Annotated in this window: 23 protein-coding genes and 1 pseudogene; 17 read left to right on the top strand and 7 right to left on the bottom strand. The window is 36.5% G+C overall.

Annotated features, from left to right (window positions below; genetic code table 11):
• Positions 1 to 184: 184 nt before the first annotated feature.
• The 10 genes from AC3FI7_RS03660 (at position 185) to AC3FI7_RS03615 (ending at position 9,384) form a co-directional block, all read left to right on the top strand.
• Positions 185 to 1,324, top strand: coding sequence for an acyl-CoA dehydrogenase family protein (locus AC3FI7_RS03660; RefSeq protein WP_291897631.1), 1,140 nt, complete (start codon positions 185 to 187; stop codon positions 1,322 to 1,324).
• Positions 1,325 to 1,342: 18 nt separating this feature from the next.
• The gene (locus AC3FI7_RS03655; protein WP_142725799.1) at positions 1,343 to 1,840 is read left to right on the top strand and encodes a DinB family protein; all 498 of its coding nucleotides are present in this window, start codon (positions 1,343 to 1,345) and stop codon (positions 1,838 to 1,840) included.
• 198 nt (positions 1,841 to 2,038) lie between these two features.
• Entirely contained in the window at positions 2,039 to 4,969 is a 2,931-nt protein-coding gene (locus tag AC3FI7_RS03650; RefSeq protein ID WP_491461429.1) for a reprolysin-like metallopeptidase, read from the top strand.
• Positions 4,970 to 5,418: 449 nt separating this feature from the next.
• A complete protein-coding gene (locus AC3FI7_RS03645; protein WP_142725801.1) occupies positions 5,419 to 6,132 on the top strand; it encodes a glycohydrolase toxin TNT-related protein in 714 nt (237 codons plus the stop codon).
• Between the two features lie 10 nt (positions 6,133 to 6,142).
• Positions 6,143 to 6,553, top strand: a complete 411-nt coding sequence (locus AC3FI7_RS03640; protein WP_491461428.1) for a hypothetical protein — start codon at positions 6,143 to 6,145, stop codon at positions 6,551 to 6,553.
• Positions 6,554 to 6,648: 95 nt separating this feature from the next.
• Positions 6,649 to 7,380, top strand: a complete 732-nt coding sequence (locus AC3FI7_RS03635) for an energy transducer TonB (protein ID WP_491461427.1) — start codon at positions 6,649 to 6,651, stop codon at positions 7,378 to 7,380.
• 105 nt (positions 7,381 to 7,485) lie between these two features.
• Complete coding sequence (locus tag AC3FI7_RS03630) at positions 7,486 to 7,953, top strand: pyrophosphohydrolase domain-containing protein (RefSeq protein ID WP_142725804.1); 468 nt, start codon at positions 7,486 to 7,488, stop codon at positions 7,951 to 7,953.
• A 3-nt stretch (positions 7,954 to 7,956) separates the two neighbouring features.
• A complete protein-coding gene (locus tag AC3FI7_RS03625; protein WP_142725805.1) occupies positions 7,957 to 8,520 on the top strand; it encodes a TlpA family protein disulfide reductase in 564 nt (187 codons plus the stop codon).
• Positions 8,521 to 8,523: 3 nt separating this feature from the next.
• Complete coding sequence (locus AC3FI7_RS03620; RefSeq protein ID WP_142725806.1) at positions 8,524 to 9,129, top strand: DUF4230 domain-containing protein; 606 nt, start codon at positions 8,524 to 8,526, stop codon at positions 9,127 to 9,129.
• 72 nt (positions 9,130 to 9,201) lie between these two features.
• Positions 9,202 to 9,384 (top strand): hypothetical protein, encoded by a 183-nt coding sequence (locus tag AC3FI7_RS03615; RefSeq protein ID WP_343658388.1) that lies wholly within the window; start codon positions 9,202 to 9,204, stop codon positions 9,382 to 9,384.
• Between the two features lie 99 nt (positions 9,385 to 9,483).
• Here AC3FI7_RS03615 and leuB read toward each other — a convergent pair whose 3' ends face one another.
• The 4 genes from leuB to AC3FI7_RS03595 are packed head-to-tail and all read right to left on the bottom strand — an operon-like array spanning position 9,484 to position 13,795.
• Positions 9,484 to 10,608 carry a 3-isopropylmalate dehydrogenase gene (leuB, locus tag AC3FI7_RS03610; RefSeq protein WP_142725808.1) on the bottom strand — a complete coding sequence of 375 codons (1,125 nt, stop codon included), beginning with the start codon at positions 10,606 to 10,608 and terminating at the stop codon, positions 9,484 to 9,486.
• Positions 10,589 to 11,197, bottom strand: a complete 609-nt coding sequence (leuD, locus tag AC3FI7_RS03605) for a 3-isopropylmalate dehydratase small subunit (protein WP_142725809.1) — start codon at positions 11,195 to 11,197, stop codon at positions 10,589 to 10,591. Before leuD ends, leuB begins: the two co-directional genes overlap by 20 nt.
• 15 nt (positions 11,198 to 11,212) lie before the next feature.
• On the bottom strand, positions 11,213 to 12,601 hold the full coding sequence (leuC, locus tag AC3FI7_RS03600) for a 3-isopropylmalate dehydratase large subunit (protein WP_142725810.1): 1,389 nt from the start codon (positions 12,599 to 12,601) through the stop codon (positions 11,213 to 11,215).
• 30 nt (positions 12,602 to 12,631) lie between these two features.
• A complete protein-coding gene (locus AC3FI7_RS03595; protein ID WP_142725811.1) occupies positions 12,632 to 13,795 on the bottom strand; it encodes a 2-isopropylmalate synthase in 1,164 nt (387 codons plus the stop codon).
• A 148-nt stretch (positions 13,796 to 13,943) separates the two neighbouring features.
• On the opposite strand from AC3FI7_RS03595, the gene AC3FI7_RS03590 reads away from it, so the two are divergent.
• The gene (locus tag AC3FI7_RS03590; protein WP_142725812.1) at positions 13,944 to 15,488 is read left to right on the top strand and encodes a hypothetical protein; all 1,545 of its coding nucleotides are present in this window, start codon (positions 13,944 to 13,946) and stop codon (positions 15,486 to 15,488) included.
• A 268-nt stretch (positions 15,489 to 15,756) separates the two neighbouring features.
• Here the strand turns inward: AC3FI7_RS03590 and AC3FI7_RS03585 are convergent, their stop codons facing one another.
• Entirely contained in the window at positions 15,757 to 16,722 is a 966-nt protein-coding gene (locus AC3FI7_RS03585; RefSeq protein ID WP_491461426.1) for a dipeptidase, read from the bottom strand.
• Between the two features lie 252 nt (positions 16,723 to 16,974).
• Between AC3FI7_RS03585 and thrS the strand changes: the two genes are divergently transcribed.
• The 4 genes and pseudogenes from thrS (at position 16,975) to AC3FI7_RS03565 (ending at position 21,597) form a co-directional block, all read left to right on the top strand.
• Positions 16,975 to 18,894, top strand: coding sequence for a threonine--tRNA ligase (gene thrS, locus AC3FI7_RS03580; RefSeq protein ID WP_291897670.1), 1,920 nt, complete (start codon positions 16,975 to 16,977; stop codon positions 18,892 to 18,894).
• Between the two features lie 172 nt (positions 18,895 to 19,066).
• Positions 19,067 to 19,567: a translation initiation factor IF-3 gene (gene infC, locus AC3FI7_RS03575; protein WP_172617123.1), complete on the top strand. Its 501-nt coding sequence runs from the start codon at positions 19,067 to 19,069 to the stop codon at positions 19,565 to 19,567.
• A 147-nt stretch (positions 19,568 to 19,714) separates the two neighbouring features.
• Positions 19,715 to 19,954, top strand: a pseudogene (locus AC3FI7_RS03570) (integrase core domain-containing protein); the annotation flags it as partial.
• Positions 19,955 to 20,025: 71 nt separating this feature from the next.
• Complete coding sequence (locus tag AC3FI7_RS03565) at positions 20,026 to 21,597, top strand: T9SS type A sorting domain-containing protein (protein WP_491461425.1); 1,572 nt, start codon at positions 20,026 to 20,028, stop codon at positions 21,595 to 21,597.
• A gap of 187 nt (positions 21,598 to 21,784) precedes the next feature.
• Here the strand turns inward: AC3FI7_RS03565 and AC3FI7_RS03560 are convergent, their stop codons facing one another.
• Positions 21,785 to 22,345 carry a hypothetical protein gene (locus AC3FI7_RS03560; protein ID WP_491461424.1) on the bottom strand — a complete coding sequence of 187 codons (561 nt, stop codon included), beginning with the start codon at positions 22,343 to 22,345 and terminating at the stop codon, positions 21,785 to 21,787.
• A 158-nt stretch (positions 22,346 to 22,503) separates the two neighbouring features.
• On the opposite strand from AC3FI7_RS03560, the gene AC3FI7_RS03555 reads away from it, so the two are divergent.
• Positions 22,504 to 23,577 carry a resolvase gene (locus tag AC3FI7_RS03555; RefSeq protein ID WP_491461423.1) on the top strand — a complete coding sequence of 358 codons (1,074 nt, stop codon included), beginning with the start codon at positions 22,504 to 22,506 and terminating at the stop codon, positions 23,575 to 23,577.
• Between the two features lie 350 nt (positions 23,578 to 23,927).
• The gene (locus AC3FI7_RS03550) at positions 23,928 to 24,449 is read left to right on the top strand and encodes a hypothetical protein (RefSeq protein WP_228451311.1); all 522 of its coding nucleotides are present in this window, start codon (positions 23,928 to 23,930) and stop codon (positions 24,447 to 24,449) included.
• 82 nt (positions 24,450 to 24,531) lie between these two features.
• Here the strand turns inward: AC3FI7_RS03550 and AC3FI7_RS03545 are convergent, their stop codons facing one another.
• Positions 24,532 to 25,161 (bottom strand): response regulator, encoded by a 630-nt coding sequence (locus AC3FI7_RS03545; protein WP_491461422.1) that lies wholly within the window; start codon positions 25,159 to 25,161, stop codon positions 24,532 to 24,534.

Below are 25,161 nucleotides of genomic sequence, written 5' to 3'. Positions count from 1 at the left end.
AAATTGGGGAGCTAAAATAGTGAATTAAGAAATGTAAAATAATGAATATTTTATTAAAAAAGTATTAATTTTTAAAACATAAAAAATTGAAAATTAAAGGCATTGCCTTTCAACATTATGAGTAAAATAATTTTTTTTTAGCATTCCATCAATTTGGTTATCTTTGGGAACTAACTATTATTATATGAATACAGAGACTATTGACAACATCAAAATGATAGCGGAGACAGCAAGAGAATTTGCAGAAAAGAATATCCGGCCGAATATTATGGAATGGGATGAAAGCCAGACATTTCCGAAGGACTTATTCCACCAGTTGGGTGAAATGGGTTTTATGGGAATTGTAGTTCCTGAACAATATGGAGGTTCCGGATTAGGATATCATGAATATGTTACCATTCTGGACGAAATTTCTCAGGTCGACCCATCAATCGGTCTTTCTGTAGCAGCGCACAATTCACTATGCACCAATCATATTTATGAATTTGGAAATGAAGAGCAAAGACACAAATGGCTTCCTCAGCTGGCATCCGGAAAAGTAATCGGAGCCTGGGGACTGACTGAGCACAATACCGGTTCAGATTCAGGAGGAATGTCCACTACTGCGGTAAAAGACGGAGATGAATGGATCATCAACGGAGCTAAAAACTTCATTACTCATGCGATCTCCGGAGATATTGCTGTGGTAATGACAAGAACAGGAGAAAAAGGGGCTAAAAATAATTCCACAGCTTTTGTTTTAGAAAAAGGAATGCCTGGATTTACTTCCGGTAAAAAAGAAAATAAATTAGGAATGCGTGCCTCTGAAACGGCAGAACTGATTTTTGACAATGTACGCGTGCCGGATTCTCACCGCCTGGGCGAAGTAGGTGAAGGTTTTAAACAGGCCATGAAAGTTTTGGACGGAGGCAGAATTTCTATCGCTGCATTGAGCTTAGGTACTGCAAGAGGAGCATATAAGGCTGCGTTGAAATATGCAAAAGAAAGACATCAGTTTGGAAAACCCATTGCTGATTTCCAGGCCATCAACTTTATGCTGGCAGATATGGCAACAGAAATTGATGCTGCCGAACTTTTGATCCAGAGAGCTTCAACCCTGAAAAATGCAAAGCAAAAGATGACTAAAGAAGGAGCTATGGCAAAGTTATACGCATCTGAAGCTTGTGTAAGAATCGCCAATAACGCTGTACAGATCTTCGGAGGATATGGCTATACAAAAGACTTCCCGGCTGAAAAATTCTACAGAGACTCTAAACTTTGTACCATTGGTGAAGGGACTTCTGAAATCCAGAGGCTGGTTATCGGAAGAGATATAACAAGATAATTTTAAATCCCGATACAAATGATTAAAAAGGCACTTTTAGGTGAATTTCTGCATGAAGCCGAAAACACCAGAAAAATTTTAAAAGCCATTCCTGACAGCGCACTGGACTGGAAACCGTCTGAAAAAAACTGGACAACAGGCCAGCTGGCTTCTCACATTGCGGAAGTATATAATTGGTATGAACCCACTTTCAATCAGGATACTTTTGATATGGGTGCCTATAAGTATGATAAAGGAGATATTTCCAAAACCGAAAATATCCTTGCAAAATTTGAAGAAAATGTTGCCAATGCACAGAAGGCTCTGGAAAATTCCGATGAAAACACTTATTTTAATGAGTGGAAAATGGAAATGAATGGGAATATTCTTTTTCCGCCATCTCCGAAAATTCAGGTGATAAGAGGTTTTCTTTATAATCATTTGTACCATCACAGAGGTGAGCTGGTTGTTTATCTGAGATCAACAGGAAATAAAGTTCCCGGTCTTTATGGCCCTACTGCTGATGATAAAATATAATTGAAAATTATCAACTCTATAAGAATGACATATACCTTGGTGTATGTCATTTTCTTTTAAAGACGAGCACTTTAAATTATACTCAATGCATTGCATAATAAATTAATTAAACAGTCTAAATTTTTCTTAAAAATTTTTGTTTTTAATAATATATTTTTTGTTAGATTTGATATTCCACAATCAAATTTAATTTTTAATATGAAAAAACAATTAACGCTGATTGGAATGCTCCTTATTTCGGGTATTTCTTTCGCACAGACAGACCGTCTTTGGTCTGAAAGTTCCAGAAAAACTTCATCAGAGATCTTTGAAAACAAATCCGGCATCAACAATCCCAAGGTGTACAGCCTGGATGTTAACGGATTGAAAAATGTTTTGGCAAAAGCTCCCAAAAGACTGGCTGTAGGCGAAAAATCAGAACTCATCATTTCTTTCCCCAATTCAGAAGGAAGAATGGAGAATTTTAAAGTGAGGGAGAATTCCAATTTTGCCCCTGAGCTGGCAGCAAAGTATCCGGATATCAAATCCTATGTGGGACAAGGTCTGGATGATCCCAATTCTACAGTCTATTTCAGTGTTTCTCCACTAGGACTGTCATCAATGGAAATTTACGGTGATAAATCTGCTGTATTCATTGAGCCATACACCAAAGACCTTTCCACCTATGTAGTGTACAGAAAGTCTGATAAAAAGGATGATCTTAACAAATTTGAATGTACTGTGGTAGAGGCCGCCCAGAAAGGAGTCACCAATTCTGCTCTTGCTGCAAGACCCAACGCTGATGATGCCAAACTGAGAACCTTCAGACTGGCGTTGTCCTGTACAGGAGAATACACCACATATTTTGGAGGAACAAAAGCACAGGCCCTTGCCGCAATGAATAACACTATGACCCGCGTAAATGGTGTTTTTGAAAAAGATTTTGCCGCAAGAATGGTTCTCATCGCCAACAATGATGCTGTCATCTACACCAACGCTTCCACAGACCCCTATTCTGCTGCTTCAGGAATGAGTAACTGGAACTCTCAGCTGCAAAGCACCTTAACTTCCGTCATTGGTGAAGCCAATTATGATATCGGACACCTTTTCGGAGCTTCAGGAGGCGGAGGAAATGCCGGCTGTATCGGTTGTATCTGTACAAATGGTTCCAAAGGAAGCGGCTATACATCTCCTGCAGATGCTATTCCTTCAGGAGATAATTTTGATATCGACTATGTAGCCCATGAGATGGGACATCAGTTTGGCGGTAATCACACCTTCTCTATGAACAACGAAGGCACAGGAGCTAATATGGAACCAGGTTCGGGGTCTACAATTATGGGATATGCGGGAATTACCAGCCAGGATATTCAGCCACATTCCGATGCATTTTTCCATGCGATAAGCATTCAGCAGATCACTAATAATATTAAAGCCAAAACCTGCTCTGTCAACACCAATACCGGAAACTCAATTCCTACAGCCAATGCAGGTCTGGATTATACAATACCCAAAGCAACACCATTTGTACTGACAGGTGCTGGAACAGATGCTGACGGGGATTCCCTGACCTATATCTGGGAGCAGATGGATAATGCCTCTTCTTCCCAGACAGGAGCAAGTTCAGCTGCCAGCGCAACAAAAGCTTCAGGGCCTAACTTCAGATCATGGACTCCAACGACAGTCCCAGTAAGATATTTCCCAAGAATGGCTTCTATCCTAGCAGGAGCTACTACTACAGCAGGATCTGAAATCACTGTTGAAGCTCTTTCTTCCGTTGCAAGAACATTGAATTTCAGATTTACGGTTCGTGATAACAAAGCCGGAGGTTCAGGAAATAATTCTGATGATGCTGTTATCACCGTAAATTCAACCGCAGGGCCGTTCCTGGTAACTTCACAAAACTCAGCGACAACGTACGCAGGAGGAAGTTCTCAAACAGTGACCTGGGATGTGGCGGGAACTACAGCAAATGGCGTAAATACGGCCAATGTAGATATCCTATGGTCAACAGACAGTGGAAACACATGGACCACACTGTTGGCAGGAACTCCAAATGACGGCTCACAGGCTGTAACCATCCCTAATGCCAATACCACTACCGGAAGAATTATGGTAAAAGGAGCAAATCATATTTTCTTTGATGTGAACAATGCCAACATCTCTGTAAATGCAGGTTCCGGAACTCCTGATACCGTTGCACCAACAGCTCCTACCCTTGCTGCTTCAGGAACTACTTCTACAACGACCAATCTCTCATGGTCAGGGGCAACAGACAATGTGGGGGTTACAGGATATGATGTATACCAGGGAGCTTCTTTAATAGGCTCTACTGCTTCTACAACTTATACCGTAACAGGACTGACTCCTGCAACCACGTATTCTTTCTCTGTTAAAGCAAAAGATGCAGCAGGAAATACTTCTGTTTCCAGTAATACGGTAAGTGTTACCACTCTTTCAGGCGGAACGGTTACTTATTGCTCATCTTCAGCATCCAATACAGCTGATGAAAGAATCGGAAACGTAACATTCGGATCTATTAACAATACCTCTACAGGAACCGCAGGGTATGAAAACTTTACTTCAATTTCTACCAATGTTACAAGAGGAAATGCTTATACAATTTCCATCACTCCGGTTTGGACATCTACAAAATACAGCGAAGCATACGCTGTTTATATTGATTACAACGGTGACGGAGACTTCACAGACAGCGGAGAGCTGGCATGGACAAAAGCAGGGTCTACGACCAGTCCGGTAACAGGATCTATCACGATTCCATCCACAGCAACCATTGGATCTACCAGAATGAGAGTGATGATGAAATACAGCTCAATACCAACATCATCATGTGAAGCATTTACCTATGGTCAGGTTGAAGATTACACGCTTAACATCGTATCTTCAGGAAGAGGAGATCTTCAGAACACAAAAGATCTGATCACAGATATTAAGCTATATCCAAACCCCGCCAGAGATATCCTTCATATTTCCAATACCACGTCAGAAGACTATAAAATCTTTGATATGGGTGGAAAACTAATTGACTCAGGAAAACTTCAGAGAGGTTCTGTGAATGTAAGCAACCTTATTAAAGGTGCCTATATGCTTCAAATTGGAGAATCAACGAAACGATTCATTAAAAATTAATGACTTTAAAATTAAACGATGTAATAAAACTGCCCTTTACGGGGCAGTTTTATTTTTAATGCTAAAAATCATAAAATAATCATTTATAACTGCAAATAATTTTATAAGAATATTTTATTTAAAATAAAATCACTAGTATTTGAGTTTTTTGATTTAAATTTATCGCATAATAAATATTTTTTTATTGTACCGTTTACCCAGTTTGTATTTAAGGGAGCTTCGAAACGTTTTTGATGCGTAATCCAAGGCTTCTTTTCACCCTATTTTGGTGTAAGTAGTATTCAATAATTTAAATATACTGCCGGAAAAGCTTATTATTAAAGTAAAATCTGATTCTTGTAATAGAACTGCATTCATAATATTCACTTAAGATTTTGTAAAAATGATGTTTCAAAAAAGGTAGCCCTTCTAATACCTCTGTAATTTTAAAATAATTTAAAATTTTTTATATGAAACATTTATTTAAGTACTTTTTTTTCTTAACGATCACCACCCTCTCCATCGCCTGTAGTTCTGACAGAGATGATGAACCAGACTCCAATCCAGATGTAACCACTGTATTTTACAAAAATGCAGATGAGCTAGCTGTGACGTACGACACTAATAATACAGTAAGCCCATCTATCAGAAATCAGGCTTATGACCTTTATAAACGTGGTAAATGGAGTGAACTGGAAGCACTTTTTAAAGCTAATAATTTAAATGGAGGATGGCCACCTGCAAACGGAGGCTACAATATCGTTGATGATGTTCCGTTACAGGTTGGGCAGAAATTTGACCGATACAGCGGAGCTGTAGGCAGCTATAACGGAACCGGCGTTCCTACTCTAGGAGGAAGCTTTACAAGTCCTATTATCAATGGGTATACGTATACTTTTACACAGAGAGCTTTAAATCAACCTGAAGAAAAATATGATTTCTATTATGAAATTGATGTTTTGAATAATTCAATGCAGTTTAAGACCCAGACTGCAGACATCATTCCATGGTTCGGACAGGCAGGAAAAGGAAAACAAACCATGTGGAAAATTCCTGTTGATATCAATACCGGCTACCAGAAAACATGGAATAAACTGGCGGAAGAAGGTTATATAAAGGTTACCATTAAGAAAAGTCCCAGTGGAAAATATCCTAACTTAGTAGGCACAGTTATCCAGCCATAAATCCATTAAGATGTATTCAATCTCAACAAAAATAACGATCAGCAAAAAGGCTGCTCTTTCAGAAAATATTTTCAGGAATGATGAAGCCATTCCTTCAGCACGAGCCACTTTCACCTGTTGCGATTGCGGTTGTGAAAATACCATCAAAATAACACCATACGAATCCGGGTTTTCCATCTTTCAGGCATATAATGAACATAAAGTATTATCCAAAGACGAATTGCTGAAACATGGAATGGTCAGCAGAACCTCTCAAAGAATGCTTCATTTTGGAGAATTCACCGTTAATGATCTACCGACTTTATACTTTGGCACCAATTGTACTTCCTGTCATTCAAAATACATAGGTGTATTCAGCTATGGAGAAAAGCAGCCAGGCTTGATGATATTGACCATCTCCGGAGTCTGGAAATATGAGTAATTGAAATCCTTCAACATACTATTAAAAGTCCACAAATTTCAATTTGTGGACTTTTTCTTACTTTAGCGAAGAAATTAATAACATTATCAATAACCGTGAAAAAAATTACTGTTCTTCTTGTCATGCTGTTCTTTGGGCCAGCATATTCACAAAAAACACTTGCCCAATATCCCGAAGGTCAGTTTCCTTACCAGGGAGGCTCCATCCAATTATTCTCAGATATGCAGAACTATTTCCTGAAAAACGGCTCAAAACCGTGTGAAAAAAATGAGATGTATTTTGTAAGCCTAAAGATTGATGAGAATGGTAAACCTGCTTTAGTAAAGAAAAAGAGTGATGATCCTATTATAGAAAAGAACAAATGTGCTTTCAATCTTGCTGTCAAATCTCTAGGAAGCCTGAAAAACTGGCAGCCTGCAGAGCAAAATGGACAGAAAGTTGCGGCTTATTTCGATTTTCTATTTCAACCCAAGGATTTTTTTGAAAATTACAAACCCGATTATGATATTGTTAAATCATATCAGTCCGCTTCCATGCCCGGTGGAATGAAAGCATTTAGAAAAGATGTTCTTGAAAGCTTAAGTAATTATCTGGATTGGGAATCTTACAACCCAAAAGGAACATTTCTTATATCCTTTGCCATAGATGAAAATGGAGATATCACCAATGTAGATCTTGAACCCAAAGTAGAAAACAATAAAATTCTTCTTGAGGATGTAAAATTTGCTCTGAAAAAAATAAAAGGAAAGTGGAGTCCGGCAAAAACTAATGGAACACCAGTAAAATCATGGTTTAGAATGCCTATTAACTTTAATTCGCGGGAGTAAAATAAAAACATTAGACAGCCCTGCGTTTTTGGGTCTCATATTTTACTCCTGTACATTTTACATTTTACAAATCCTTTTCTATCTTTGTGGGAAATAAAAAAATTCATGGATAAAATTGATAGTCTGAACCAAGTAGCAGAATTCCATACTACTTTCAAAGCCCCTATTTTAGATACCCCACAAATTCCTTCTCCGGAGAGATGCAATCTTAGAGTAGAACTGTTACAGGAAGAACTTAATGAGTTAAAACAGGCTATTGCCGATAATAATATGGTAGAAATTGCAGATGCACTTTGTGATTTACAGTATGTTTTAAGTGGTGCTGTACTGGAATTCGGTCTTGGCAACAAATTTGTAGAGCTATTCAACGAAGTTCAGCGTTCCAATATGTCGAAAGCATGTGATAATGAAGAACAGGCAAAAGAAACTGTTGAATTTTACAAAGAGAAAGAAGTAGAATCTTTTTATGAAAAGTCTGGAGAAAAATTTAATGTGTACAGACAGGCGGACCATAAAGTATTAAAAAACAAATACTACTCTCCTGCTGATTTAAAATCAATTATCGAGAAATAAAATATGAAAAAATTTATTACCAATATTGTTGCCTTTTCAAGCTTATTTTGGGCTGCACAGCAGCTTAGCGCTCAAAAAGTAGTGGTAAACCGTGAGGTTGAGACTCAGAAAGATGGCAAAATGCTTTTGGGAAACCAACTGAAGGAACAGTTTTTAAAAGCTCCTTATTCTGATTGGTATGTAAAAGAACATGACGAATATGTTCTTGACCAAAAAGCAGTCAGTGAATTAAAAAAAGAGAAAATCGGGTCTTATGATATCATTGTTTTTATGGGAACATGGTGTGAAGACAGCCACAGGGATTTTCCAAGACTGATGAAAATATTGGAAGCCGTAAACTATCCGGAAAATAAATTGAGTATTATTGCAGTAAATCGTAAGAAAGAATCTCCTACTGGTGATGAAAGTCTTTACAATCTTCAGAAAGTTCCTACCATTATCCTGAAAAGATATGGAAAAGAAGTGGGAAGAATTGTAGAAATGCCAACCAGTGGATATATAGAAAGAGACTTAGCAGAAATTCTTAAAAAGAACGATTCATCTGTCATTAAAGAAATTTTTAAATAGATTTTGAGAAATTATAGAACCATATTATCATTCGCAGCCGGTGCCGGCGCTATGGTACTTCTGTTTTTGGGTCTGAAGTCCTGCCTGAATCTTGGGACTAAAACTGAACAGTCGGATTATTATATCCTGACCAACCAGATTTCCAAGATGAATAAAATGGTGGTGATGGAACAGAATACCTCCAGTATGCAGAAAACCAAAATGGGCTATGAAGTATTGGGAAAAGAAGTTTCCAGCAACAGTATTATTACTTACACAAAGACAAATGCACAGGTTTCTTATGATCTTAATAAGATGAAGATAGAAGTAGATTCCATCAATAAGAAACTGGTGATTACTGAACTTCCTGATGCTGAGATAAGAATTACCCCGAGTGTTGAGATTCAATCTCTGGATGATTCATTCTTTAACCGGATTTCGGAAAAAGATATTAAAAATGTCACTGCAAAGGCTAAAGAAACAGCAGAAAAATCAATTGATCAGAATCAGCTGAGGAACGAAGGCCGCAAACAATTAATGGAAAACCTGAATAATATTTTCGTTTTGGCAAAAGCCCTGAATTATACCATCGAGGATAAAACCGGTAAAATGGGTATTCTGGGACTTTAGGATAAAATATTTCTGTTTGGCAAACCCTTTGAATGATACTATCCATATTCCTGGAATTTAAAATTTAAAGTCATGGATACAAAAGGAAACACCAAAAAGAAAGAATCTGCCAACACCGCAGAAACTCAAAAACAAAATGAAGATTTTCAGAACATCCCTGCTTCTTCAAAAAAGACCAATCCACCTGATATTGACAAAGAAGATATTCAGAAGCCTTCAAAAAATAAATCAGGAAAAACGGATAATACAAAATGATAAAAGAGTTTTCAAACTTCTTTATCATTAAAAAATGAAAAGTTCCTTCTCATACGAGGCGGAACTTTTCTTCTAACTATCTAACTGAACTTTTGCTTTCTATACAATGGTTGATTTCCCGATTTTGATATTTTCAAAATTATAATATGATTTTTCGGAATATCTGATATAATCAGCGATAAAGCTGCCTACTTCACTTGTGGAATAATACTGTTTGGTGTTGAGATCAATGGTCACATATTTATTTTCAATGGCATGCTCTACCGATTGTCTCAATTTATCTGCTGCAGCCTGTAAATTAAGATGATCCAGCATCATCGCCACACTTAAAATAGATGCTACAGGATTCGCAATTCCTTTTCCTTTAGCCTGCGGATAAGATCCGTGGATAGGTTCAAACAGGGCATTCTTCTCTCCTACTGATGCAGATGGCAGCAACCCGATAGAACCTCCAATCACACTTGCTTCATCCGAAATGATATCTCCAAACATATTTTCAGTTAAAATAACATCAAAATGCTTAGGATTCAGAATCAGCTGCATGGCTGCATTGTCTACAAACATATAGTCAAGCTCTACATCAGGATATTCAGATGCAATTTCCTGACAGGTCTTTCTCCACAATCTTGAAGTATCCAAAACATTTGCTTTGTCAATAAGTGTAAGCTTTTTCTTTCTTTTCTGTGCTTCCTGAAATGCCATATGTGCAATCGGGATAATATCTTCACGGCTGTATTTGCAGACATCGTAAGCATAAGCTCCTTCCGGGTCTGTAAATTTTTCCCCGAAATAAATTCCACTTACCAGCTCTCTGAAAATCTGAATATCAGCTCCTTCAATAATTTCTCTCTTCAGCGGACTCTTATCAATTAAGGACGGATAGGTCTTCAAAGGACGGATATTGGCAAATAATCCCAGCTCTTTACGAAGCTTCAATAACCCTTGCTCTGGTCTTACTTTTGCTTCCGGATTGTTATCAAAAACAGGGTCACCAATGGCTCCAAAAAGTACGGCATCAGATTCTTTGCATATTTTCAGGGTTTCTTCCGGCAAAGGGTTTCCTGTTTTAAAAATAGCTTCTGCACCAATTAACCCATAATCAAATTGGAATGTACATTGAAAAGCTTCAGCAATAACATCTAATATTTTAACGCTCTCACTGATAATCTCCGGACCAATCCCATCTCCGGGAAGCACCGCGATTTTAAAATAATTGTCGCTCATTTGTTTTTTGTGTTTTTAGTTCAAATTCTGTAATCGCCTTTTTTCTGCTGATTAAAAAATCAATATCGTCATAGCCGTTTAGCAGGCATATTTTCTTATAAGAGTCGAGTTCGAAGGTTTCAGTGGTATCTTTGAAGCTGACAGACTGCAATTCTACATCAATGGCAATTTCCTGATCAGGGTTTTCATTGATTCCTTCTAAGATTTCTTTTAAAAATCCTTCGGAAACTTTCACAGGAAGAAGTCCGTTATTCAGGGCATTTCCTTTGAAGATATCTGCAAAATAACTTGAAATAATAACTTTAAACCCGTAATCCGTTAATGCCCAAGCCGCATGTTCCCTGCTGCTTCCACATCCGAAATTGTTTCCGGCAACAAGGATCTCACCACTGAATTTAGGATTGTTCAAAACAAAATCAGGATTCGGTTTTCCTGTATGAATATTGAATCTCCAGTCTCTGAACAGATTTTCTCCGAAACCTTTCCGGTCTATACTTTTAAGAAATCTCGCAGGAATAATCTGATCTGTATCTATATTTTCTGCCGGTAACGGAACCGCAGTGGATTTTATAATAACTAATTTTTGCATGTACTTTTAATGGGTTTAGTTTAAACTTTCAAAAGCTGAAATTTTACCTTCTATTGCTGCTTTTGCTGCTGTGAGGGGACTCGCAAGGATAGTTCTTGCTCCCTGGCCCTGTCTGCCTTCAAAGTTTCTGTTGGATGTGGATACACAATATTCTCCTTCAGGAATCTTGTCATCATTCATCGCCAGACATGCGGAACATCCCGGCTGACGGATCTGAAATCCAGCATCATTAAATATTTTGTCTAAACCTTCTTCGTAAATCTGTTTAACAACCTGCTGAGATCCTGGAACGATCAGCGCCTTTACCGTTTCTGATTTATTTTTTCCTTTAATATACTGAGCCGCTGAACGGAAATCCTCTATTCTTGCATTGGTACAGCTTCCTATGAAAACATAATTAACCTTAATGCTGTTCACTGTCTGTCCGGCCTCCAGTCCCATATACTGCAATGCTTTTTCTTCAGATTCATTCTGCGGTGCCGGAATTACTTCACGGATTGAAATCCCCATTCCCGGGTTGGTGCCATAAGTAATCATTGGATAAATATCTGATGCATCAAAGCTCAGTTCTTTATCAAAGACAGCTCCTTCATCTGTTTTCAGAGTCTTCCAGTATTCTACTTTTTCATTCCAATCTTCTCCTGCTGGCGCGAATTTTCTTCCCTTTACATATTCGAAAGTAGTCTCGTCCGGAGCGATCATTCCTCCTCTGGCTCCCATTTCAATGCTCATGTTGCACACAGTCATTCTTCCCTCCATCGACATTTCTTCAAATACATTCCCGGCATATTCACAGAAATATCCTGTTCCACCATCTGTTCCTATTTTTGAAATGATATAAAGAATCACATCCTTAGGCTGAACATTTTCATTCAGTTTACCGTTGACTGTAATTCTCATTGATTTTGGTTTGTTCAGCAATAAACATTGGCTGGCAAATACCTGAGCAACCTGGCTGGTTCCAATCCCAAAGGCAATAGATCCAAATGCTCCATGAGTAGAGGTATGGCTGTCACCACAAACAATACTCATCCCCGGCTGAGTAATTCCCAGTTCCGGAGCGATAATATGCACGATGCCCTGATACGGATGTCCCAATCCGAAAAGTTCAATATTGTTTTTCTTACAGTTTTCTGTAAGCTGCTCTACCTGATTTCTTGAAAGTTCATCTTTAATAGGTTGTTCCTGGTGCAGAGTAGGTACATTATGGTCCGCTGTAGCTACAATCTGTTCAGGTCTGAATATTTCCAGGTTTCTGGATTCCAGTTCTGCAAAAGCCTGAGGGCTGGTTACCTCATGAATAAGATGTTTATCTATATAAATGATCTGAGGTCCGTCAGGAATGGTTTCCACTACATGAGCGTCCCAAACTTTATCAAAAAGTGTCTTTTTACTGTTGTTCATTGTTTACTTTATCTTGATTTTAAATCAAACCTATCCTATTTTTCTGGCGAAAGAATTCATCATCATACTCAAATCCTCATTGCCTATTTCTTTTTTAAGGTCAGCGATCTTCAGAAACTCCTGGTATAGATAATCAAGTTCGTTCTTGGTAACCTCATAACCGATATGCTTAAAACGATACGCTAAAGCCGAGCGGCCACTTCTCGCTGTAAGGATAATAGAAGAAGCATTCACACCTACTTCTGCAGGATCAATGATTTCATAGGTTTCTCTGTTTTTAATCACCCCATCCTGATGAATTCCTGAGCTGTGAGCAAAAGCGTTGGCTCCAACAATAGCTTTATTAGGCTGTACAGCCATTCCCATCAGATCAGATACCATGGCGCTCATTTCATTCAGCATCCTGGAATTAACATCTGTATGCAGATTAAGGTTTTTATGCTGCTTCAGAATCATCACCACTTCTTCCAAAGCGGTATTGCCTGCTCTTTCCCCAAGTCCATTGATTGTACACTCAATCTGGCGGGCTCCATTGATTGCTCCGGCAATAGAATTGGCAGTAGCCAATCCAAGATCATTATGACAATGACATGAAAGCACTGCTTTTTCAATTCCTTTTACATTTTCCCGCAGGTATTTTATTTTCTGCCCGTATTCTTCCGGAAGACAGTACCCTGTTGTATCAGGAATATTCAGCACCGTAGCTCCGGCTTTAATCACGGCCTCACAGACCTGTGCCAGATACTCATTATCTGTTCTTCCTGCATCTTCTGCATAGAATTCTACATCCTCCACATAGGTTTTGGCATATCTTACGGCTTCTGCTGCTCTTATAATGATATCTTCTCTTGTCGAGTTGAATTTATATTTAATATGAGAATCCGAAGTTCCGATACCGGTATGGATTCTTGGTCTTTTTGCAAACTTCAGTGCCTCTGCTGCAGTATCAATATCTTTTTTATTCGCTCTCGTCAGTCCGCATACTTTGGCATTCTTTACCAGTTTTGAAATTTCTGAAACAGATTCAAAATCTCCGGGACTGGAAATCGGGAATCCTGCTTCAATGATATCAATCCCCAGTTCATCAAGCCTTTCAGCAATAATCAGCTTTTGTTCCGTATTCAGTTTACATCCCGGTACCTGCTCACCATCTCTCAGTGTTGTATCAAAAATTTCAATTTTTTCGGAATTCATAAATGAAGTTTTTTACTTAATTTTGACTCAAAACTACAGCTTGCTATATTTTTTCATTTTCACTTTTTTTGAAAATTACAATACTCAACTGTTGTTGAAACAATCGTATTTATTTATTAATCAACACTTTAATTTATAAAAATTTACAATGGCAGAATTGCAGAAAGATTTTTTGTTTGTATTGGTAAAGTCATTGACCACCTCTGAAAAGCGACAGTTTAAACTGTACGTAAACCGTCTCGGAATTAATGTAGATGCCAAATTTCTTCTTCTGTTTTCCGAAATGGACAAGATGAAAGAATATGATGAAAGTGTGATTATTGAGAAAAAAATTTCCACAAAACAACAGCTTTCAAATCTTAAAGCTCATCTTTATAAACAGATTCTGGTGAGTCTGCGCATGAACCCGAGCCATCAGAATTACAGAATCCAGCTTCGTGAACAATTGGATTTTGCCAATATTCTGTATCAGAAAGGACTTTATAAGCAGGCCTTAAAAATATTAGATAAGACTAAACAGACTGCGCTGGAACTGGATGAAAAAAGTATTGCCTCAGAAATCATTGATCTTGAGAAAGTAATTGAATCACAATTCATTACACGTAGTATCGAGGGCCGCGCCGAAGAACTTATTAAACAGTCTCAGGAGATCAGTAAACAGAACCGCTACACCACAAAACTTTCTAATCTTTCTTTGAGATTATACAGTGAAATGCTTACCCATGGCTATGTAAAAAATGATACAGACCGCCAGGAAGTCCTGGATATCTTCAATGCTGAGATTAAAAATATTAACCCTGCCAAACTGAATTTTACGGAAAAGCTTTGGTATTATAAGGCGCATGTCTGGAAAAACCAGCTGCTGCAGGATTATAAGTATACCTTAAAATATGCTTATCAATGGGTAGATCTTTTTCATAAGAAACCGGAAATGATCTACAGTCATCCTGTATGGTATATCAAAGGAAATACCTATCTGCTCAAAATCCTTTTCTTATATGGAAATATTGACATTCTGGAGGAGCATTTTGAGAATTTTAATAAAATGGTGCATGCGGAGAATTTTATTCAGAATGAAAATCTTCAGTCTCTTATTTTCCTTACTCATTATAACACCCTGATGAACATTCACTTTGTAAAAGGGGAATTTTTTACAGGAACAAAACTGATTCCTGAAGTAGAACTGAAAATGGAAAAACTCAGAGAAAGAATTGATGAACACCATTTTATGATTCTTTACCTTAAAATGGCTGCTATGTTTTTTGGCAGTAAAATGTTCGAAAAATCGATTGAATATTCGATGAGGGTAATAGAATCTAAGGGAAATGTACAGGAAGACCTGCTGTTCCATACCAGAATTCTGATCTTAATGGCCAAATATGAATCTGGAAAGGATGAAGATTATGATGAATTTATTACTTCTACTCTGAAGTTTGCCAGGAAAATGAAAAAACCGGAAGAATTCCACTTTGAGGCAATTCAGTTTTTTAAGAATATTAATAATCAGGTATTGGATCAGAGACAGAAAGCATTTGAAAACTTTGATCAAAAACTGGAAGAATTTTCTAAAAATGAATATTACAGACGGTCATTATTTTATATTGATATTCACGGATGGATTAAATCTAAAGTCCAGAATGTAGACGTGATTGAAATTATCAAGCAGAAAGTAAGGTATAAAAGAAAACATTAATTAATACACAATAAATAACTGAAATAAAGACAATTGAAACATATTAATTAATGTAAAATAGAATGCAAAATCAATAATTCATTTACTTATTTCACTTAAATTAAAACGCCATAACCAGCTGCTTTCTTTTTAACATACCTCTCTCTCACAGATTTAGCAATTGAATCAGATTTTTTATGATATCAGCTCAATTTGAGAGAGAATAAAATCGCATGAATTGTAAAACGGCCTGTTAATTATGTTTTGATTTAATCGGATAAGAGTGTTTTTATTTATACATATTATTTATAAAATTCAAGGCATTTCTATGGCTTATTTTTTCTGCCAATCCGGATGAAAATCGTTTTTCAATCTCATTATTGACAGCAGGATATACAGATGCATTAGCGTGTTCCGGAAAGAAAAAAGGATGACGGGATTTATCCGGATGATCTTTCCAGTAGAAGTAATCTGCTCCAAAAGCCATGCAGTCTTCTCCGCCAAGATCGAGCCCATGTTGAATATGTTCATAAAACTTTTCCGGACGATTGATATCAACATAGTCTTTAATAAAATTCAGACCGATCAGTCCCTTTCTTTTGATTACTTCTTTGGCCAGTTCATCAGGAAGATTTCTGTTATTTTTATATACAGCTCTGTAATTGGAATGACTTGCCAGGATTGGAATTGAATAATTTTTCTGATCAATATAAGTGAATATATCGTGCGCCAGCTGATCACTTGTATGGGCAAGATCAACAGCAATGTTCCTGTCTGCAATATAATCAATCAGGACTTTTCCGTCTTCCTTCAGGCCGGCTGTGGCATTATTTCCTCCTCCAAATCGGTTTTCAAGGTGATGAGTGATTCCAATATAAAGAACTTTTTGAGTGTTTTCAATAATCATTTCCAGGTTTTTGAATCCGGAATCAAGACTTTGATTTTCATCACAGAAAGCCGAGGCATTTTCGATGGAAGCGATAATTCCTACCCTGTTTTGATGGTCAGAAATGGTGTAATTGTCTTTATTAAAAAGAATAAAATTTTCGCTTTTAATGAGATTTGAAAACAATTTACTTTGTTCCAATCCGTAATTGGTACTGTTTGCTCCTGTTCCTGCGTAAATTGCCATCACCTGAAGCTTTACATTTCCTTCCTGTAAATAAGGAAGTGAGCAGCCCAGCTCTTTATCATCAAGAGCAGCATCTGATCTTAGAAAATAATAGAGTAAATCGCAGTGCAGGTCTATATTCATCGCATTCATGTTAATTTTTAATTCTCTTATTATCAAATATTTAAACTATAAAACAACTCTTAATATCAAGATTATGAAAGGTGAAAAATCAGCAGATATTTTTCTGTAAATCACCGAATATAGAATCTGATGAGACAAAAACCATCTTCATCTTTTTCATTTTAAATATTAATTCTCATTCTAATTATAGGCTAATATAGTATTTTATCTAAAAAATGCGTATTTTTGCATCTTAAAATTTCTTAGTAAACAATGATAAAAATTACACTTCCAGACAATAGTGTCAAAGAATTCGAGGGTGCAGTTACTCCCCTAGATGTGGCAAAATCTATAAGCGAGGGATTGGCTAGAAATACCATCTCTGCAATTGTTAATGACAAACAAGTAGAAACGACCACACCTATAACCACGGATTCTACGGTACAGCTTTTGACCTGGAATGATGATCTTGGAAAGAAGGCTTTCTGGCACTCTTCTGCCCACCTTTTGGCGCAGGCAATCCTTGAGTTTTATCCTAATGCTAAGTTGACCATCGGTCCTGCCATTGAAAGCGGATTCTACTATGATGTAGATTTCGGGGATGAAAGCTTATCTGAAAAAGATTTTGAAAAGATCGAAAAAAAGATCTTAGAAAATGCAAAGAAAGGGTCTACCTTCTCTCTATATCCGGTTTCTAAAGAAGAAGCTTTAAAAACGTATGCAGACAACCCATACAAAGTGGAACTGATCTCTAATCTTAATGATGGGGAAATCACTTTTGTAACACACGATAATTTTACAGATTTATGTCGTGGTGGTCATATTCCGAATACAGGAATCGTAAAAGCGGTTAAAATATTAAATGCAGCAGGAGCTTACTGGAGAGGAAACGAAAAGAACCCTCAACTGACAAGAGTATATGGTATTTCTTTTCCTAAGCAGAAGGATCTGACTGAATACCTTGAAAGATTAGAAGAAGCTAAAAGAAGGGACCACAGAAAACTGGGTAAAGAACTTGGAATTTTTGCATTTTCTGAAAAAGTAGGTGCCGGGTTACCACTTTGGTTACCAAAAGGAACCGCTTTAAGAAGAAAGCTGGAGAATTTCCTTTCTGACGCTCAGAAAAAAGGAGGGTATGAATTCGTAATGTCTCCTCATATCGGAGCAAAAGAATTGTATGTAACTTCAGGACACTGGGATAAATATGGAGAAGATAGCTTCCAGCCGATTAAAACGCCAAATGAAGGAGAAGAATTTTTGCTGAAGCCAATGAACTGCCCTCACCACTGTGAAATTTATAAAACTTCACAATGGAGTTACAGAGATTTGCCAAAAAGATATGCAGAATTCGGTACTGTATACAGATATGAGCAAAGTGGAGAGCTTCACGGACTGACAAGAGTTCGTGGATTTACTCAGGATGATGCCCACCTGTTCTGTACTCCGGATCAGCTTTCCGAAGAATTTGAAAAAGTAATTGACTTAACGCTTTATGTTTTCAAGTCTTTAGGATTTGAAGACTTTGTAACTCAGGTATCATTAAGAGATCCTGAAAATAAACAAAAGTATATCGGTTCTGATGAGAATTGGGAGAAAGCTGAAAGTGCAATCATCAATGCGGCAGAAAAGAAAGGCTTGAAAACCGTGATCGAATACGGAGAAGCTGCCTTCTACGGTCCAAAACTTGACTTCATGGTTAAGGATGCTCTGGGAAGAAAATGGCAGTTAGGAACCATTCAGGTGGATTATAACCTACCGGAAAGATTTGATCTTCATTATATCGGAAGTGATAACGAAAAGCACAGACCGGTAATGATTCACAGAGCACCTTTCGGTTCTATGGAGCGTTTTATCGCTATTCTTTTAGAGAATACTGCAGGTGATTTCCCGTTATGGCTGAGCCCGGATCAGTTTATTATTCTACCGATCAGTGAAAAATATGTAGATTATTCAAAAAAAGTTTCACAATTTTTGGAAAATCACGATATTAGCGGTCAGATTGATGACAGAAACGAGAAAACTGGTAAGAAGATCCGCGATGCTGAATTGAAGAAGATTCCTTTCATGCTGGTAGTAGGAGAAAATGAAGAAAATGAAGGTACGATTTCTGTAAGAAGACGAGGAGAAGGAGATCTGGGAGTGATGAAGCTTGAGGATTTCGTTGCTTATTTCAAAAAGGAAGCAGCAATATAAATTTTAAATTAAAAGATTGAAGGATACAAAGATTAAAGAATTCATGAAATCTTTCAATTTTAAATATTTAAATCAATTAAATTAAGTAATTAACCAATAAAATTATAATACAATAGCACAAAGATTTAACAACAGGGGCCCACAGAGACGTCCGGTACAAGAGGACGCTCACTTGATCAACGATAAAATTCGTGTGAGAGAGCTTCGTTTAGTGGGCGATAACGTAGAACCGGGAGTTTATCCAATTGATAAAGCGAGACAGCTTGCTACAGAACAGGAATTGGATCTTGTAGTAATTTCCGATAAAGCAGAACCGTTTATTGCGAGAATATTAGACTATAAAAAGTTTTTATACGAGCAAAAGAAAAAACAGAAGGAGCTTAAAGCTAAGCAGGTAAAAGTGGTTGTAAAAGAGATCCGTTTCGGGCCTCAGACTGATGACCATGATTATGAATTCAAAAAGAAGCACGCTGAAAAATTCCTTGAAGAAGGTTCTAAATTAAAAACCTACGTATTTTTTAAAGGACGTTCGATTATCTTTAAAGACCAGGGAGAGATTTTGCTTTTAAAGCTTGCTCAGGAACTTGAGCACGTGGGTAAAGTAGACCAGCTTCCTAAACTTGAAGGAAAAAGGATGATTATGATGATGAGTCCTAAAAAACCAGCAAAATAATTAAGTCATTATTTTATATAAAAAAACCTCAAAGTAATTTGAGGTTTTTTTATGTATTGTCTCGTCCTGAAAAAGGTTGACTAAAAAACAATAAAAGCAGTCATCCTTATGAAATTAAAAAAAACATCAGCCCCTGTACAAGAATACAGTATCCTTATCAGTATGACAGAAAACTCAGACCCGTATGAAAATGCGGTAGCAGAAAGAGTGAATGGTATTCTGAAATATGAATTTGGATTGATTGATGATACCCTTGAAGACTTTAAAAATCTCTCACGGCAGCTTGATCAATCATTTCTATTATAATCATTTAAGACCTCATTTTCCCTGAATTATAATATTCCAAACCAAGTGCACATGAAAAATAATATAAAATTAAAAACCTAGTATTTTACTCAAAAAAAAATCATATTTTTGCGACCAACTAATAACCCGAAAACTAAAATTTTATAATAGTCATGAGACATTTACTATTTCTAGCATTTTTTTCTGCAGGCTCATTCTATGGACAAAATGGGCAGGTAGATCTAAACTTTGGCAATAACGGAGTCCGTTATGATGCACCAAGTGGAGCCCCGAATATCCAGGTTACAAATGATGGTAAAGTTTTTTTGATGGTTAGTAACCAAATAAAAAAACTAACCAATACCGGTACGTTAGATCCTACTTTTGGCACCATGGGTGTTTTTTCAAACCCTAACCCCTATAACAGTATATATCTCTACTCTAATGGAAAGTTATTAACGCAGGAAGCCAACAGCTTATATACTACCAGAGTAAAAAGATTAAATTCAGACGGCACTGCAGATACTGCTTTTGGTACATCAACGAATAATAGTGTTGACTTTAATAATTCAGGATGCTCTCCTTGTATCGAGAACCCGCGTATTCACCTTTCTAACAGCAATAACACTAATTCTTTTTTTATTCTGGCAAGTGATGGTTATTATATGGGAGGCCGTGGTGTAGTGGTTTTAAAAAATGAAACGGGTACTTCAGGATTTTCCATTTCACCAGTCTATATTCCTGCAATAACAGGTAGTACAGGAATTCATATGGGTACAGGTGCAGCAAAAATTCTTAAAGCGTCTGATGGAAGTTACTTTGTGGGAGGCGGCTTATATAAAATTAATAATAATTCAGGTGTTAGCCATAGACAGGGCTCAAAGGCATTTATCGCCAAGTATTCTTCTCAGGGCTCTCAAGATAACAATTTTAATTTTTATGCTTCTCAGGGTTCAGATAGTGGCAGCAATGCTGGTGTAGATTATCAGCTGGATGCACAGGATAATGTTTATTTAATGGCTATGGATAATACCTATAACAGTGGTGCGTCATTGTACTATTACCGCATCTATAAAACAGATAAGTATGGAAATTTAGACTACTCTTTCGGCAATACTAATTTTACGGGGAATTTGGATGTTTCTGCCGCTTTTTCATCTGTAACCGCCTATAAAACTAATTTCCGAAAAATGTTCATACAGCCGGATGGCAAAATCTTATTGGTCGGGAACACAACCTATATCGTAAATTCAACAACCACTCAGGATAAGGAAATACTACTAGCGCGTTTTAATACCGATGGAACATTAGATAGTACATTTGGAACCAATGGCTATGTTGTACATGATATTGACCCTACAGCTTTTGAAACTTTTGTAGATGCCGGAACTAATTCTGATATGACAGAAATCTATGTAAGTGCAAATCTTAAAAACTCAGCAACGAATTCATTTATTAAAACGGCTCTCGTGAAGTTTAAAAATAATTCTAACAATTTATCTACTAAAGAAAGTACTCCTACTCAAAAGGATTTATTACTCTTTCCTAATCCTGTAAAGGATATTCTAAAATTCAATACCGAAGGAAAAGTAATGATCTATGATACGCACGGGAAACTGATATTATCAAAAGATGATGTAGATGGAAAAAAAGGAATTGATGTTTCTGAGCTGATACATGGAAACTACCTTATTCAGGTAAAAAACAAAAAAGAAACGTATAATTCCAAGTTTATTAAAAACTGATAATCCAAAAGTAAGGATATTATCATCTTTGATATTTTCAAAATACAATTAAAAAGTTCTCTAAGTTTTAGAGGACTTTTTCCGTTTTAAACAAAATCAGAATAGAAAACTTTCTACTCTGATTTGAATATTACACGAGTCAACCTATTTCAGGACCGATTATTTTGTACGTTTTCATGGAAAAGTTCTACCCTTCAAAATCGCCACAATCATGCTCAGCAAAAAGAGGCAGGGCTTTTTTGGTTGTAAAATACTTCGACAATCTTTTGTTTTTTAATTCCAGTTTTTTACCTTCCACGCTAAGCTCATAAACAGGAGCTTTATCTATTTGTGTCAGAATATAATTTCTTTCTGAAGTTTTTAAAATAGTTTTATTTTCTTCATTTGTAAAAGAGAAATCTTTGATTTCAAAAGTATCTTTTTCATCACAGACGTTAGTCCAAATTATTTTTTCCTTTGTTATTGATAAACTTGCCAAATCGCATGAATAACAGTTACCCGAAAATTCTAGCCCATATTTCTCGTACACATCTGTACTTTTGTTGTTCAATACATCAATAGGAACCAATGTTGAAAAATCACCCGGAATCTCTGCTATTTCAGCCACATTCTTTACCGGATCAGGAGTTGAAATCTCTTTTGCTGTTACCTTTACAGAATCAACTTTACTCCCTTTTTTTTCTGTAGCAGGTGAGCACGAAACTAATAAAGTAATCACAATTGAAAAGCTGGTTATTACGTTTTTCATTTTTTAAAATAGTTTAGAGTATCTAATTTATCGTTTGGTAAAATTCTCCAAAATCCACTACTCAATATATCCCTGTTTTCAGCCATTTATTCTCTATATCAGGTTGTTTTATTGGTTACAGATCTGAATACTGATACTTTTGCCCAAAAATATAGAAAATGAAAATACCCAATCAAATTTTCATATCATGTATGGTTGTTTTTGTGGGATGCAATCAACAGAATAAAACATCAGAAACTAAAACAGCAAAAATTGAAGTTAAGCAAAAAGTCATTACATTGGCCGACTTCAAAAAAATTAAAGGCGTAGATAATGTACAGGAGGTACCGTTTCAATTATTTACCACGCTGGATTCTGTACAGTTTTTTGTAACGCCGAATAAAGAGGCTGCTCATCTGAAAATCGCTTATAATAAGCTGGATAATTATTACGGATTCGAAGAATTTGAGGACTTCTACTCTATTCATTACAGCATTAATAATAATATTTCGAACAGCATTGAAGCTTTTGTCTTGAAATCAGAATTCACTCCGTCATTTAAATTAACTTTAAATGGAGTGGATCTTTATGGGATCAGAAGCAGCACATTTAAACAATCTGATGATTTTAAGAATAAGTCTTTTAGTAAATACGGAACAATTATTGAGATTTCAGAACAGGAATTTAAGGCCAACTCCAAAACCAAAATCAATGAAACATTGGTGAAAAATCCGAATATGAAATTACAGGATGATAACTGGGTATACAAAGAAAATGGCAGAGAAGAAGTGATTACCCAGCATGAAAATATATCTACAGAAACCGGACCGCTTGCTAATGAATATGTAGGAAGATCACCTTACCTAAACCTGGAAGTTTTCAAAGAAAATTCTGATGAATTTGCAGATTCTTATTATTCTTTTTACAATATAAAAAATGCAGTTTTGTTTGAATTGAGTACAGATGGTTATCCGCAAATTCTCCCAACCAAGAGCTGGGTTACCTGCATTTCATCCAATAATGATGTGGGCAGCAATTTTATTATCTCTAAATATTTTCCACAAACAAAGAAACAGGATAATATTTTATATGTGAATTTCACCAACTTCAAAATAGCAGATGATAAAAAAGCATTCTGGACCGATAACGATACCTTTTATGCAGAGGTATATCCTCTTAATTCAGCTTCTGGCAATGGTAAAAAGCAGAAAACGGCTTATATAAAAATCCAGTTGAAGGCTGATCTGTTCTAGTAAGAAAACTGAGAGCATTAGGACCTTAATGAATACAATTTACATTTGAAGGAATGAATTTGTGTAAACTTTTATATTTTGAAACATTAAGATCGTATTAAGATGTTGAAAATATTAAGATAAGCTTCGCTTTACGCTTAAAGATAAGAATGATTCATCTTAACTATACTTTATTTCTTAAGCTCTTCTTAATGGTTTTATTAGAAAAAAATTTCAGCAATTTCAATAATAAAAACCCCTGAAATCAGCGAGTGTATATAGAGGTAAAGTCTAATATCTTTGCCGCAGTTATTTAAAGAAATACAATGAAAAAATTAAGTTTGACCCTTCTTTTTTGCTTACTAAATTTTATGGCTTTCGCACAGTCATTGAAAGTAGTTATTAAACAGGACGGAAAAGTGGTACAGCCGGTAAATGATGTTTATGAACTGAAAAAATCTACCTTTCTTTTCGAGATCACGTCTACCAATCTTGAAGGTTTTTTAGTGGGAGCCACTACCAATAAGGATATTTATGCAGGAGCTCTGGGACAGTTCAATACTGAAGTTCCCTGGTTTCAGAATACAGGTATGGCTGAGGAACTCTATAATAAGGATAAAGAAATGTTTCTAATGGATTCAGCACCTTCATATTGGTATTATACAGATGCGAAGGATCACAGATTTGACAAAAACCCTAAGGGCAACGCAAAGCAATGGACCGCTACACGTACTATTACAAGATTTTACGATATCATGGTAGACCAGCCAATCCAATTAAAAGATTTTGACGGCAGAGTTTTCATCCTGATGTATCAGCCTGAATATAACGACGAATATGATTTAATAGGAAAGAAAAACCTGTTTCAGGCTGCGTTGAAATTCAAAGATTAAAACAAACACACCAATTATTTGATTATATAAGAAAAAGGTCTGCTTTTACGATGTAAGCAGGCCTTTTTTGTAGATGAATATTTTATTCGATAATCAATCCATATTCTATGGCTAATTTCATTGCTGAACTCAGGTTGGATGTCTGAAATTTTTCAATAAGATTTTTTCTGTGGCTTTCTACAGTATGCGGACTGATAAAAAGCTTTTCTGCCATTTGATTGGTGGTAAGACCTTTGGCAGCTTCAGCCAGAATTTCTTTTTCTCTTCGGGTCAGTTTCGGAACCTGGCTTAACCCATCTACAGATTTTTTTTCCAGAACGGACCTGGTTTGTGAACACAGAAACTGTTCTCCTCTATATACTGTAGCAATGCCTTCGAGGATTTCGGAAACCGAAGCATTCTTTTGAATGTATCCTAAAGCACCTTCTGTCAGAGAGCTATTAATAACAGGCAGTTCATTGTGAACACTCAGGATGATAATCTGAAGATTTTCATACTTTTTCTTCAAGGGTTTTATGAGTTCAATGCTATTGGTATCTGCTAGGTTGATGTCCAGTAATAAGATATCAACTGCCTGCCTGGCAAGGCCTGCGTTCATTTCTGAAACGTTTCTGAAGCAATCTACCACATCTATGGTAGTGCTGTTTCCTAAAATATTCTTCAATCCTTCCAGCAGAAGTGGATGATCATCTGTTATAGCTACTTTTATCAT

The organism is Chryseobacterium sp. TQ-BC-N36, assembly GCF_058382295.1.
Note: the sequence above shows the minus strand (reverse complement) of the source record. Positions and strands in the feature narration are given on the sequence as shown.